Annotated in this window: 12 protein-coding genes and 1 rRNA gene; 3 read left to right on the top strand and 10 right to left on the bottom strand. The window is 71.0% G+C overall.

All coding sequences use genetic code 11. The features are described from left to right. Positions 1–95, top strand: a 5S ribosomal RNA gene (gene rrf, locus ACF07S_RS09315); the annotation flags it as partial. A 49-nt stretch (positions 96–144) separates the two neighbouring features. On the opposite strand, the gene ACF07S_RS09310 is transcribed toward rrf, so the two are convergent. The 4 genes from ACF07S_RS09310 to ACF07S_RS09295 are packed head-to-tail and all read right to left on the bottom strand — an operon-like array spanning position 145 to position 3,812. Continuing rightward, complete coding sequence (locus ACF07S_RS09310; protein WP_391973801.1) at positions 145–813, bottom strand: response regulator; 669 nt, start codon at positions 811–813, stop codon at positions 145–147. Then, positions 810–2,081, bottom strand: a complete 1,272-nt coding sequence (locus ACF07S_RS09305; protein WP_391963957.1) for a sensor histidine kinase — start codon at positions 2,079–2,081, stop codon at positions 810–812. The genes ACF07S_RS09310 and ACF07S_RS09305 overlap by 4 nt, the downstream gene beginning before the upstream one ends. A gap of 46 nt (positions 2,082–2,127) precedes the next feature. Continuing rightward, a complete protein-coding gene (locus tag ACF07S_RS09300) occupies positions 2,128–2,895 on the bottom strand; it encodes an ABC transporter permease (protein WP_391963920.1) in 768 nt (255 codons plus the stop codon). After that, positions 2,892–3,812, bottom strand: a complete 921-nt coding sequence (locus ACF07S_RS09295) for an ABC transporter ATP-binding protein (RefSeq protein ID WP_391963919.1) — start codon at positions 3,810–3,812, stop codon at positions 2,892–2,894. Before ACF07S_RS09295 ends, ACF07S_RS09300 begins: the two co-directional genes overlap by 4 nt. A 93-nt stretch (positions 3,813–3,905) precedes the next feature. On the opposite strand from ACF07S_RS09295, the gene ACF07S_RS09290 reads away from it, so the two are divergent. Then, positions 3,906–4,496, top strand: a complete 591-nt coding sequence (locus ACF07S_RS09290; RefSeq protein ID WP_391963918.1) for a GNAT family N-acetyltransferase — start codon at positions 3,906–3,908, stop codon at positions 4,494–4,496. Here ACF07S_RS09290 and ACF07S_RS09285 read toward each other — a convergent pair. The 6 genes from ACF07S_RS09285 to ACF07S_RS09260 form a co-directional block, all read right to left on the bottom strand. After that, the gene (locus ACF07S_RS09285) at positions 4,485–5,966 is read right to left on the bottom strand and encodes a TraM recognition domain-containing protein (protein WP_391963917.1); all 1,482 of its coding nucleotides are present in this window, start codon (positions 5,964–5,966) and stop codon (positions 4,485–4,487) included. The genes ACF07S_RS09290 and ACF07S_RS09285 overlap by 12 nt on opposite strands. Positions 5,967–5,977: 11 nt before the next feature. Beyond that, positions 5,978–7,387, bottom strand: coding sequence for an ATP-binding protein (locus ACF07S_RS09280; protein WP_391963916.1), 1,410 nt, complete (start codon positions 7,385–7,387; stop codon positions 5,978–5,980). A 13-nt stretch (positions 7,388–7,400) separates the two neighbouring features. Then, a complete protein-coding gene (locus tag ACF07S_RS09275; protein ID WP_391963915.1) occupies positions 7,401–8,960 on the bottom strand; it encodes an SCO6880 family protein in 1,560 nt (519 codons plus the stop codon). Next, on the bottom strand, positions 8,957–10,291 hold the full coding sequence (locus tag ACF07S_RS09270) for a hypothetical protein (RefSeq protein WP_391973800.1): 1,335 nt from the start codon (positions 10,289–10,291) through the stop codon (positions 8,957–8,959). The genes ACF07S_RS09275 and ACF07S_RS09270 overlap by 4 nt, the downstream gene beginning before the upstream one ends. Next, complete coding sequence (locus ACF07S_RS09265) at positions 10,281–11,090, bottom strand: hypothetical protein (protein WP_391973799.1); 810 nt, start codon at positions 11,088–11,090, stop codon at positions 10,281–10,283. The genes ACF07S_RS09270 and ACF07S_RS09265 overlap by 11 nt, the downstream gene beginning before the upstream one ends. Before the next feature lie 199 nt (positions 11,091–11,289). Continuing rightward, positions 11,290–11,598 (bottom strand): hypothetical protein, encoded by a 309-nt coding sequence (locus tag ACF07S_RS09260; protein WP_391963956.1) that lies wholly within the window; start codon positions 11,596–11,598, stop codon positions 11,290–11,292. 422 nt (positions 11,599–12,020) lie between these two features. Between ACF07S_RS09260 and ACF07S_RS09255 the strand changes: the two genes are divergently transcribed. Beyond that, positions 12,021–12,968: an NlpC/P60 family protein gene (locus ACF07S_RS09255; protein WP_391963955.1), complete on the top strand. Its 948-nt coding sequence runs from the start codon at positions 12,021–12,023 to the stop codon at positions 12,966–12,968. The last annotated feature ends 146 nt before the right edge of the window (positions 12,969–13,114 follow it).

Here is a 13,114-nt window from a genome sequence, read left to right as displayed (position 1 = left end):
AAACGCCCGGTTACATTCCGAACCCGGAAGCTAAGCCTTACAGCGCCGATGGTACTGCAGGGGGGACCCTGTGGGAGAGTAGGACGCCGCCGAACAATCGTTGAGGAGACCCCCGTGCCATTCGGCACGGGGGTTTTCTGCGTTTCAGGACGGCTCCACGAGTTTCGCGTCGTAGGCCAGGATCACCGCCTGGATACGGTCCCGGGATCCTGTTTTCGCCAGGATGCGGCCCACATGGGTCTTCACCGTCGACTCCGCGAGATGGAGGCGGGCGGCGATCTCCGTGTTGGTCCAGCCCTTGCCGATGACCGTGAGGATCTCGCGTTCCCGGCCCGTGAGCGAGGCCAGGCGTGGATCGCCGGGGGAGTCCTCCACGACGCAGCCGGCCGGCAGGTGGTGGGCGTAGGCGTCGAGGAGCCGACGGGTCAGGCTGGGGGCGACGACCGCGTCCCCGGTCGCCACGGAGCGGATGCCGGAGAGGAGTTCCTCCGGCTGGGCGTCCTTGACGAGGAAGCCGGAGGCGCCCGCGCGGAGGCCGGCGTGGGCGTACTCGTCGAGGTCGAAGGTCGTGAGGATGAGGACGCGGGTGCGGCCGCCGCCGGCGACGATGCGGCGGGTGGCCTCGATGCCGTCCAGGCCGGGCATGCGGATGTCCATCAGGACCACGTCGGGGTGCAGATCCGCCGTCATGCGGATCGCTTCGCTGCCGTTCGACGCCTCGCCCAGGACCGTGATGTCGTCCTGGCTCTCCAGGAGCATGCGGAAGCCGAAGCGCTGGAGGGGCTGGTCGTCGGCGATGAGGACGGTGGTCACTGCGGGCTTTCCTCCGGAAGGTACAGGTGGACGCGCCAGCCCTGCTCGGGGTGCGGGCGTGGGCCGGCCTCGAGTGTGCCCCCGTACAGGGCTGTTCGTTCGCGCATTCCGGGGAGGCCTCGGCCGTCGGAGGGGACGGTGGGCGGTATGCCCTTTCCCGTATCGGTGACGGTGACCGTGACCGCGCCCTCGTCTCCGTGGACGATGGCGATCGAGGAGGTCGCGCCGGGGCCGGCGTGTTTGAGGGTGTTGGTGAGGGCTTCCTGGACGACGCGGTAGACGGTGAGCTGACGGCCTGGGGGGAGGGTGGTTCGGCCCTGGACGGTGGTGTGGACGGGCAGGCCCGCGCTGCGGACGCCGTCGATGAGCTGGTCCAGGTCGGTGAGGGTGGGCTGGGGGGTTCGTTCGGCGGGGTGGGACGTCTCGTCGTCGCGGAGGACGTCCAGGAGGCGGCGCAGTTCACCGAGCGCCTGGCGGCTCGTGGTGGCGATGGCGTCCAGGGCCTGTGCGGCGCGTTCCGGGGACTTGGCCGCCGCGTACCTGCCACCGTCGGCAAGGCCCGTTATGACGGAGAGGTGGTGGCCGATGATGTCGTGCATCTCGCGGGCGATGCGGGCGCGTTCGGCGGCGGCGGCGAGTTGGGCCTGCTGGTCGCGTTCGGTCTCCAGGCGTCGGGCGCGGTCCTCCAGGGCCTCGGTGTAGTTCCGGCGGGTGCGGACCGTGATGCCGATGAGGACGACCACGAGGACGGACGTCAGCTGGGAGCCGATCTGCTGGTTCACGTGGTCGCCCTGGCCGTGGCGGACCGTGGCGATCACCACGGGTGTGAGCACGAGGGCTGTGGACCACCACAGATCGCGCAGGGGGAGGCGCAGGGCGATGTGGTAGATGACGACGAGCTGGAGCAGCGCCGCCTGGAGTGCGGCACCGGACCAGGCGTTGACCAGGGCGAACGGGACCATGGCGAGCAGGACCGCCACGGGGTGGGTGCGGCGCCGCAGGAGAGGGACGGACAGGCCAAGGCTCAGGGTGAGGAGGAGCGCGCCGGGGATGTCCGGGTTGTGGGTGATGGTGCGCCAGCCGCCGCTGGTGTAGTCGATGAGGGCGGCCGTCACCCAGAAGCCGGTGACGTGCAGGTCCCACAGCAGTGGGTGGCGCCGGTCGAAGGCGCGCGCCCGCTGGTTGACGCGTTGCAGGTACTGGGTGAGGGGTTCCGTCGTCCGTACTGCCGTCGTCGGTGCCTCCTGGTCGTTCGTCACGGGGTCCATGGTCGTGGGTGCGTCCGCCGGGGGGAACACGGTGGACGGCATGGGGTCAGACGTCACGGCGGCGCAGGGTCGTCGCCGCCACGGCGAGGGAGGCCGCCGCCCACAGGGCGAGGGTGAGCAGGGCCGTGCCGGGGGAGGCGGTGTCGGCGGCGGTGAGGGACTGCAGGGCCTGGGCGGGGAAGTGGTCGACGGCGTCGTCGACGACGGCGTACGGGAGCATCGCCAGGACTTCCGGCACGATCATGACGAGGCCGATGTACGCGCCGATGGCCAGGGGGATCGAACGGGTCACGGCGCCGAAGCCGAGGGCCGTCACGGCGAGGAGGGTGAGGGCGGCCGCGTTGCCGGCCAGGCCGCGCAGGACGCCGGGGTCACCGAGGGCGGCGGACTGGTCGGTGCCGGTGAGGAAGACCTGGGCCAGGGCGAAGGTGAGCAGGTTGGTCCCCAGGCACAAGGGGAGGGCGACCGCGGCCAGGACGGCGGCCTTGGACCACAGGACGGGCAGGCGGCGTGGGACGGCGGTCATGGTGGCGCGGATCTGGCCCGTGGAGTACTCGCCGGCGGTGGCGAGGACGCCCAGGACGGCGAGGTTGATGGTGGCGAACTGGGTGCCGAGGAGGACGAGGACGACCGTGTCGAGGCCGCCCTCGCCGGTGCCGTCGTAGGCCGCGCTGATGCCGACGCCCATGCCGAGGGTGAGGACGCTGGTGAGGACGAGGTTGACCCAGGTGGAGCGGAGCGTCCACAGCTTGTGCCATTCGGAGCGCAGGACGCGGGCCGGGGTGACCCGGTAGGACTGGACGGCGGCGGTCATGCGGCTGCTCCTTCCAGGGTGGCGGTGTACTCGACGGCGTCGTGGGTGAGGTCCATGAAGGCCTCCTCCAGGGAGGCGGTGCTCGGGGTGAGTTCGAAGAGGGGGATGCCGTGGGCGGCGGCCGTGCGGCCGATGTGCTCGGCGTCCGTGCCGCGCACGGTGAGGCGGCCGGGGGCGTCGGTGGTGACGGTGACTCCGGGCGCGGTGAGACGGCGTACGAGGGCGTCGGCGTCCGGGGTGGCGACCTTGACGGTGCCGGCGCCGGACGCGCGGACGAAGTCGGCGACCGTGGTGTCGGCGAGGAGCCGGCCGCGGCCGATGATGACCAGGTGGTCGGCGGTGAGGGCCGTCTCGCTCATCAGGTGGGAGGAGACGAGGACGGTGCGGCCCTCGGCGGCCAGGGACTTGAGGAGGGTGCGGATCCACAGGACGCCCTCGGGGTCGAGGCCGTTGACCGGCTCGTCGAGGATGACGGCGGCCGGGTCGCCGAGCAGGGCGGCGGCGATGCCGAGGCGCTGGCCCATGCCGAGGGAGAAGCCCTTGACGCGGCGGTGGGCGACGTCGGTGAGGCCGGTGAGGCCCAGGACGTGCTCGACGCGGGTGCGCGGGATGCCGTGGGTGTGGGCCAGGGCCCGCAGATGGTGGTGGGCGGTGCGGCCGGGGTGGACGGAGCGGGCCTCCAGCAGGGCGCCGACCTCCGTGAGGGGCGCGGGGTGGGCGGCGTAGGAGCGGCCGCCGACGGTGGCGTGGCCGCGCGTGGGGGCGTCCAGGCCGAGGACCATCCGCATGGTGGTGGACTTGCCGGCGCCGTTCGGGCCGAGGAAGCCGGTGACGGTGCCGGGGCGGACGGTGAAGGACAGGTCGGTGACGACGGTCCGGTCGCCGTAGCGTTTGGTGAGTCCTCGAGCTGTGATCATGCTTCGATGCTCGTCCGTGCGGGGGCGGCGGGCGTCGGACCGTCGGCCGTATTCCGGTGAGGTCCGTGGTACCGCGGTACTACGGTGGCCGCCATGAGTGCCATGCCCTCCGGGGACTATGTGATCCGGCCGGTGCGCGCGCGGGAGTGGGGCGCGGTGAGGGAACTGCGGCTCGCGGCGCTGCGGGACCCGGTCGCGCACCTCGCCTTCCTGGACACCTACCAGGACGCCGTGACCCTGCCGGACGCGTACTGGCGGCAGCGGACGGAGAGCGCCGCGGAGGGGGCGGGCGGGGCGCGGCAGTTCGTCGCCGAGGCGGGGGACGGGAGCTGGGTGGGTACGGTCACCGTGCTGATCGAGGAGGCCGGTACGACGGACTGGGCCGGGTTCACCGTGGAGCGGCGGCAGGGGCATCTCGCCGGGGTGTACGTGGTGCCGGAGCACCGGGGGGACGGGCCGGCCAAGGCGCTGTTCGACGCCGCGCTGGAGTGGGCGTGGGGGCGTGGCACCGAGCGCGTGCGGCTCATCGTGCACCAGGGGAACGCGCGGGCGCTGGGCTTCTACCGCAAGGCGGGGTTCGTGGAGAGCGGGGTCACCGTGCCGTTGGCGGGCAAGCCGGACGAGCGGGAGCTCGAGATGGTCGCCGAGCGGCCGCCGCGGCCCGAGGGGCGGTCAGACCGGTAGTTCGTCGTGCGGCCAGCGGGCACGGCCCTGTGCGCGGGAGCGGAGCAGGGCCAGGGTGGGCATGCCCCGGTCGGCGCCGGTGGCGAGCAGGTCCGGGAGCTGGGGGAGCGGGGCCACGGCCGCCACGTCGTCCAGGACGAGGGTGAGTGGTGGGTCGAGCCGACCGGAGGATGACCGTTCGGCCATGCGCCGGCCGTGCTCGACCACGTGTGCGGCGAGGGCCGTCAGCAGGGGCATCGCGCCCGGGCCGGTGCGGGGGTCCTCGATGGATTCGCCCACGACGTAAAGCGTGCCCCCTTCGTGGATGAAGGAATCCAGGGCGAGGGCATCAGTTCGGTTGGGAGTGCAGGCTTCGCGCACGTTGACCGTCGACAGGGCGGACAGGGCACGGGCGGTCAGCTGCTGGGCCATGTCCCGGCGTTCGGGATGTGCCGTGAGGGCCGCTTCGAGTTCGCCGGCGGCGCCGGGGGCGGCCTTGGGGCTGGTGCGCAGGGCGCGTACGGCGTCGTGGACCTGGAGGCCCTGGGCCCAGCGGTGGACGTGGCGGATCGTGCGGCCGTCGATGGCGGCGGCGTGCAGATAGCTGCGGAGCAGCGTCTCGGCGGTGTCGCCGACCGCCTGGTCGAGGCGGGAGGCGGGGCGGACCGGGGCGAGGAGCGCCGCCGCGCGGGAGAGCGCCGTGTTCTTGTCCTCGCAGCCGCTGGTGGGGGACCAGTGGAGGCGGGCGGGGGTGTCGCAGAGGTGGGTGGGGTCGTAGAGGTGGGTGGGGCCGAGTTTGGCCCGGGCGTCCTTGGTGTCGTGCCAGAGGGTGGGGTTCGAGGTGAGGACGAGGGCGGGGCCCTCGGCGTCCCGTACGGCCCGGGTCGCGGTGGTGTGGCGGGTGGCCGGGGGGCCGTAGTGCACCGCCGGGCCGTCGGCGCGGGGTGTCTCCCGTCCGCTCGTCCGGTCGCGGCCGGCCGAAGGGGGTACCGCCGGCTCCGGCTCCGGGGCCGGGGTCTGCTGCTGAGGTGCCCTCGGTGTCGGTACCTCGTGCGGTCGCGTCGGTTCCGCCTGCCGTTCGGGCTGGGGCGTCGGCACGTGTGCCGTCCGTTCCGTGCGGCGCCGTGCCCGGCCCGCTCTCCAGCGGGCCGTCGTGCCGAGGACGAACACCGTCAGGACGACCAGGATCATCAGCTGGCCGATGAACAGGCCCCAGAAGAGGCCGTATCCGGAGAGGCCGGAGGGTGGTGTCTCCGGCCAGGCGCCGGGGACGTCGTGCGGTTCGGCGACGAGGTGGCGCATGGCCAGGGGGGTGCGGGCGAAGGTCACGCCGGACGGCCAGCGGCCGTGGGCGAAGAGGCCCGCGAGGCCCGTGGCCGTCCACACCATGGTGGTCGCGCCGAGGAGGAGCGCGAGGCCGCCGAGCAGCAGCCCGTCGGGGATGCCGCCCTGGCCGGTCCGGCCGTGCTCACGGTGATCGTCCGGTCTCACGCGTGCTCCCCCTACGCCACCGTCGATTCGGAGTCGCCGACGTGCTGTTCCACGAAGGCCGCCGCGCGTTCCTCGGCCTCCCGTTCGGCGGCGCGCAGGGCGTCGTCGTTCAGGTCGGCGGAGGACTCGGTCATCGCGCGGTCGGTGAAGACCAGCGGGCGTTCGGTCTCGGTGACCAGGTGTTTGACGACCTGGACGTTGCCGTTGACGTCCCAGACCGCAATGCCGGGGGTGAGGGTCGGGATGATCTCCACGGCCCAGCGGGGCAGGCCGAGGACCCGTCCGGTCGCCCTCGCCTCGTCCGCCTTCTGGGCGTAGATGGTCCGGGTCGACGCCATCTTCAGGATGGCCGCCGCTTCCTTCGCGGCCGCCCCGTCCACCACGTCGGACAGGTGGTGGACGACCGCGACGAACGACAGGCCGAGCCGCCGTCCGAACTTCAGCAGCCGCTGGAACAGCTGGGCGACGAACGGGCTGTTGATGATGTGCCAGGCCTCCTCGACCAGGAAGATGCGCTTCTTCCGGTCGGGGCGGATCCAGGTGTGCTCCAGCCACACGCCGACGATCGCCATCAGGATCGGCATGGCGATGGAGTTGCGGTCGATGTGGGACAGGTCGAAGACGATGAGCGGCGCGTCGAGGTCGATGCCGACGGTCGTCGGCCCGTCGAACATGCCGCGCAGGTCACCGTCGACCAGGCGGTCCAGGACCAGGGCGACGTCCAGGCCCCAGGCCCGTACGTCGTCTATGGCGACGTTCATCGCCTCCGCCGACTCCGGTTCGGGGTGGCGGAGCTGGTCGACGATGTCGGACAGGACGGGCTGGCGGTCGACGACGGTCTCGTTGACGTAGGCGTGCGCCACCTTGAGGGCGAAGCCGGAGCGCTCGTCCAGACCGTGGCCGAGCGCGACCTCGATGATGGTGCGCAGCAGCGCGAGCTGGCCCGTGGTCGTGATCGACGGGTCGAGGGGGTTGAGCCGGATGCCGTGGTTCAGGGCGGCCATCGGGTCCAGCCGGATGGGGGTGATCCCCAGCTCCTGGGCGATGAGGTTCCACTCGCCGACGCCGTCCTCGCCCTGCGCGTCCAGGACGACGACCTGGCGGTCGCGGAAGCGCAGCTGGCGCAGGACGTAGGTCTTCTCCAGCGCCGACTTGCCGTTGCCGGACTCCCCGAGGACCAGCCAGTGGGGGGCGGGCAGCTGCTGGCCGTAGAGCTGGAAGGGGTCGTAGATGTAGCCCTTCCCGGAGTACACCTCGCGGCCGATGATGACGCCGGAGTCGCCGAGGCCGGGCGCGGCGGTCGGCAGGTAGACCGCCTGCGCCTGGCCGGTGGACGTGCGCACCGGCAGCCGGGTCGTCTCGACCTTCCCGAACAGGAAGGACGTGAAGGCGTCGGTGACGACGGACAGCGGATCCCGCATCAGGAATCAGCCCCTACCTTCGAATGCCGGTGGCGAACGGGAGTGTGTTCACGAAGGCGCGGTGGTGCTCGCGGTCGCACCACTCCAGCTTCAGGTACGACTTTCCGGCCGAGGCCCGTATCGTCCGCTTGTCGCGGGCCAGGGCCTCGGGGGTGCGGGAGGAGACGGTGATGTAGCCGACGAGGTTGACGCCGGCGGCGCCGCTGGCGAGGTCCTCGCCGCGCTGGTCGAGGCGGCTGTGGGCCGCGATGTCGCGCGGGTCGACGGTCCGGTTCATCTTGGCGGCGCGGGACGCCTCCGCCTCGTCGTTGGTCTTCTCGGTCAGCATGCGCTCGATGGCGACCTCGGTGGGTTCGAGGTCCATCGTGACGGCGACGGTGCGGATGACGTCCGGGGTGTGGACGAGCAGGGGCGCGAGGAAGTTGACGCCGACCGGGGTCATCGGCCATTCCTTCACCCAGGCCGTGGCGTGGCACCAGGGGGCGCGGGTGGCGGACTCGCGGGTCTTGGCCTGGAGGTAGGTGGGCTCCATGGCGTCCAGCTCGGCCGGCCAGGCGTTGCGCTGGGTCATCGCCTGGATGTGGTCGATCGGGTGGTCCGGGTCGTACATGGAGTGGACCAGCGAGGACAGTCTGCTCTGGCCGAGCGGCTGCCGTACGCGGATGTCGGCCTCCTGGAGCCGGGAGCAGATGTCGGTCAGCTCACGGGCCATGACGACGGCGAGCCCCGCGTCGCGGTCCACCTTGCCGCCGCCCTGGCTGCGCATCGCGCGTGCCATGGCGTTGGCCTCGGCGGCCAGCTCGCGCGTGTAGTGCATGCAGGCGACGAGGTAGGCGCGGTGCTGCTCGCTGCTGGTCGACACCATCGACTGCAGCTGGTCGTAGGACTGCTGGAGCCACGGCGGTGACTTGTCGTCCCCGCGGACGGAGACGTCCTTGGCGTGGGCGTCGGGGTCGGCGGGCAGGGTGCGGGCGAGCATCTGGATGCGGGTCACGAAGCCGTCGCCGTTGGCGACGTGCTTGAGCAGCGTGCCGAAGCGGTCGACGAGGGCTTCCTGGTCCTCGGAGTCGCGCAGGCCGACGCCCGGGCCCTCGATCTCGATGGCGGCGGTGACGGTCTTGCGGTCCGCGTGCAGCAGTACGGCGATCTCGTCCGGCCCGAAGGGCGCGGCGAGCCAGGTGATCCGGCCGATGCCGGGCGGCGGCCCGACCGCGACCTCACGTCCGTCCAGCCGGGTGCCGGCCTCGACGACCCCGGAGCGGTAGGTGGCGTTCCGGCGGACGGTGCGCTTGTAGCTGCGGTTGATCTCGAACCACTTGTAGAACGTGCGGTGCTTGTACGGCACGTACACCGCGGCCAGCGCCAGCATCGGGAAGCCGACGAGGAGGACGATCCGCGCGGACAGGACGGGGACGAGGAGTCCGCACATCATGCCGAGGAACGCGCCCACGACGATGAGCGCGATCTCTCCGGTCTCGCGATTGCGGCCGACGATCGCGTTCGGCCGGGCGCGGCCGATCAGATACGTCCGGCGGGGCGCGACCGGATGGGACACGTGGGACTCGGTCGTCAACGCCCTTCACCTCCCGTGCGGTTGGTACTGCTGTTGCGGGTGCTGCTGGCGTGGGGCGTGTTCACCGGGCTGCTCGAGCGGGGTGCGGGTGCGGCGGAGGGAGCGGTCCCGCCGCCGCTCGACGTGCGCGAGCTGTGCGCGGCGACTCCGCCGGAGGCGGGGTTGGAGGGGCGCGGGGCGGAGGACTGGCTGCCTCCGCCGTTGTTGTCGGCGCGGGTGCTGTGGGTCTTGATGCCCTGGGCGACCAGGGTCGCGGGGGAGCTCATGACGGCGGCGGCCTTGCTCTCGGCGCCCTGCATGAGGCGGTTGTTGCGGGAGTGGGCGAGTTCGTCGCCGAAGCCGGGGACGAAGCGGTAGATCATCGCGGACGCGAAGATGGCGAGCAGGATGATCGCCAGTCCGGAGACGACGGCGGAGAAGGCGTCGGGTCCCTCGCCGGCGGACAGCGCGCCGGCGAGGCCGAGCACGATGACGATGACGGGCTTGACCAGGATCACGGCGATCATGATGCCCGCCCAGCGGCGGACGTGGCCCCACAGGTTCTTGTCGACCAGGCCGGCGTAGACGACGGTGCCGAGGAGGGCGCCGACGTAGAGCAGGGCGGCGCGGATGACGAGCTCCAGCCAGAGGACGCCGGCGGCGAGGATGGAGACGAGGGAGACGACGATCAGCATGATCGGTCCGCCGCCGATGTCGTCGCCCTTTTCCAGGGCGGCGGCGAACGTGCCGAAGAAGGTGTCGGTCTGCTCGCCGGTCGCCTTGGCGAGCACGTCGGTGACGCCGTCGGTGGCGGAGACGACGGTGTAGAGGATCAGGGGCGTGAACGCCGAGGCGAGCACGGTGAGCCAGAGGAAGCCGATGGCCTCGGAGAGGGCGGTGGTGAGGGGGACGCCGCGCACCGCGCGCTTGGCGACGGCCAGCAGCCACAGGAGGAGGGTCAGGATCGTCGACGCGGCGAAGACGACGGCGTACTGCTGGAGGAAGGTGTCGTTGGTGAAGTCGACGCTCGCGGTCTCCTCGACGGCGTCGCTGAGCTTCTCGACCGTCCAGGAGGCGGCGTCGGCGCAGCCCTGGGCGAGGCTGGCGAGGGGGTCGAGGGTGGTGGTGGGGTCGTCGAGGGTGCGGGCGTCCCCGGAGGAGCCGGCACCTTCCTTACCGCGTTCGCAGTAGTCCTTGGCGGGGCCGCGGATCAGGTCACAGGGATCGTCACCGTCTGTCGGGGTCGGCGTCGGTGTGGGGGCGGCGACGGCTCGACTGGCGAGCAGCACCATGGCGGCCTGCGCTGCGGTGACGGCGGCCGTGAACTTGAGGAAGCGGTGGCTAGCGCGCATACGTGAACCCTCCGTACTCCTCGACAGCCTTCGTCATGTCGTCGGCGGTGGAGGCCTGTTGGTCGCGCCCGACCGGGACTGGTCCGTCCTTCTGCTGGAAGTCGGTGATCTTCCAGTTGTTGTTGATCCACTTCAACTGGTATGTGGTGGTGTACCAGCTCTCGGTCACCGGGTTGGTCGAGCCCTCGCCGGACAGACCGAACAGCGACGTGTACCAGACCTCGACGGAGGCATCGCTCGCACTGGACGCCGTGACCTTGGTGCCCACGGGGATCACCCGGGAGACGAAGGTCTGCCCGGTGGGCGCCTTGCCGTTCTTGTCGAGGCCGATGTTGGCCAGGAACTCCGCGTTCGAGTAGGCCTTGTCCAGATCCGCCTGCCGGGAGGCGGCGACATCGGGAGCGTAGACGGTGGTGACGATCTCCCGCCGCCGGTCCTCGTCGAACATCTCGGCGGACCCCAGCGCGACCGCGTAGTTGGCCGCCGCGCTCTCCGCGCCCTGGCGGTCGTGGGCGAAGCCCGCGGGGATGCCGGCCGCCTTCGAGGTCACCGGCTTCTCTCCGGTGGGGGCCGTCGCAGCCGCCCTGGGGGAGTCGGCGGAGGCCTCCTCCGAGGCGGAATCCTCTCCCCCACGGTTCGCGAAGGCGATCGCGGCGATGAGGAGGACCACCACGCCGACCACCGTGACCAGGCTGCGCGACGACGTACGGCCGCCTCTGCGCGCCCCGCCGTACGGGTCGCCGTCGTCTCCCTCCGGCAGGCGGATACGGGTCTGGCCCGCGTCGTCTCCGAGACTCATACCGCGTACGCCCCCTCAGCGTCGTGCGGAAACACCGCGTACTCCGGGTACTCCACGTACGACGGTAGCCGTGACGGCTCCCGTACGGGCGCGGTGTGGTGACTGGACATCAGGGAAACGCAACCTCAGCCGGTGGGCACGACGGGCGGGTGGGATGGAGGGGAGCCGGGCGTGCCCGGTCGGACCGATGCGGCGGGATCTATACGGCCATGCCGTACACGATGGTGAACAGCGTGCCGAGCGAGCCGATGATGAAGACGCCCGTCAGCCCCGCGATGATCAGGCCCTTGCCCTGTTCGGCGCTGAAGGTGTCCCTCAACGCGGTGGCACCGATGCGCTGTTTGGCCGCCCCCCAGATGGCGATGCCGAGGCAGAGGAGGATGGCGATCGCCATGACCACCTCGATCATCACCTTGGCTTCGTTGCCCAGACTGCCGAAGGGGCCCCAATCCGGAGCGATCCCGCCGATAATGGTGTTGATGTCTCCCTCGTCGGCCGCAAAGAACATGTAAGTCACCGCCCCTGTATGGGTAGTTCCGCACCCTCTGCGGAGGTGCAGAGGTCAGGCATCATTGTCGCTGATGATGACGCTGTCGTATGTCGACTTGGCGTCATCGGTTGGCGGGTTTCGTACAAATAGCTTGCCACCGGCGCGCGCCGGGCCTCGCCGGGGGCGCGTTCCGATGGGTGAAGAGTCGTATCGTCACTCTGTGTATCACGACGTGTAACGTCCGGCAACGACTCCGTGGACGGCCCCCGGGGTCCCCGGCGGGAGTGTGCTGAACTCCGCGCCCATGATCGCCCCGGATGGCGGGTAGCGCCTCTACACTGACGTTCGGCTACGTACTCCCTGACGGTGAGGGGCGGTTGACGGTGCGTAAGGCATGGGTCGCGGCGGGGATCGCCGTCAGTTCCGCGCTCGCCCTGGTGATGCTGCTCGTCGTCGGGGTCTACGTCGTCGCCGGGAACCTCGCGGGCGGGGTCGGCGGCGGGGCGGCCAAGGCGCTCGCCAAGGGGAGTGTGCCGGCCGTGTACCAGCAGCTCGTGCAGAAGTGGGGCAACCTCTGCCCCGCCATCAACCCGGCGCTGCTCGCCGCCCAGCTCTACCAGGAGAGCGGGTTCAACCCGAAGGCGCAGAGCCACGCGGCGGCGCAGGGCATCGCCCAGTTCATCCCCGGCACCTGGGCCACGCACGGGATCGACGGGGACGGGGACGGCGACCGCGATGTGTGGGACCCGAACGACGCGATCCCGTCGGCGGCGCAGTACGACTGCACGCTCGCGTCGTACGTGAAGGACGTCCCGGGGAATCCGACCGAGAACATGCTCGCCTCGTACAACGCGGGGGCGTACGCCGTGATCAAGTACCGGGGCGTCCCGCCGTACGAGGAGACGCGGAACTACGTCGAGCGGATCACCGCGCTGGAGAAGAGCTTCGCCGCGCCGGCCGGCCGGGTCGACCCCTCCGAGCAGGCGGCCGGTGCCATCGCCTTCGCGCAGAAGAAGCTCGGCACGCTGTATCTCTGGGGCGGCAACGGCACCCCTGAGCAGGGCGGACGCTTCGACTGCTCGGGACTGACCAAGGCGGCGTACGCGAGTGTGGGGATCACGCTGCCGCGGGTGGCGAACGACCAGTACAACGCGGGACCGCATCCCGGGCGGGACGAACTGCTCCCCGGCGATCTGGTGTTCTTCTCGGACGATCTCACCAATTCGCGGGCCATCCGGCATGTGGGCATTTATGTCGGCGGCGGGTACATGATCGACGCGCCCCGTACCGGCGCGGTGATCCGGTTCAGCCCGATCGACAGCCCTGACTACTTCGGTGCCACCCGTGTCACCGAAGATGGCGCGAAAGCGCTCCCCACGACGGTGTGAGCGGAGCGTTAACCCACCCCCTGAGCTGCGCCGATGCATCTCTCTTCGATAACGTCTGCGTGATCATTCGGTGGAGTATGGAACGTATCAGCGGGGATCGTGCGTTCCTGTTGTCGTAGCCGAGCCGACGAGTGCTTCTACAACCA

The organism is Streptomyces sp. NPDC016640, from assembly GCF_043076215.1.
Lineage (GTDB): Bacteria > Actinomycetota > Actinomycetes > Streptomycetales > Streptomycetaceae > Streptomyces.
Note: the sequence above shows the minus strand (reverse complement) of the source record. Positions and strands in the feature narration are given on the sequence as shown.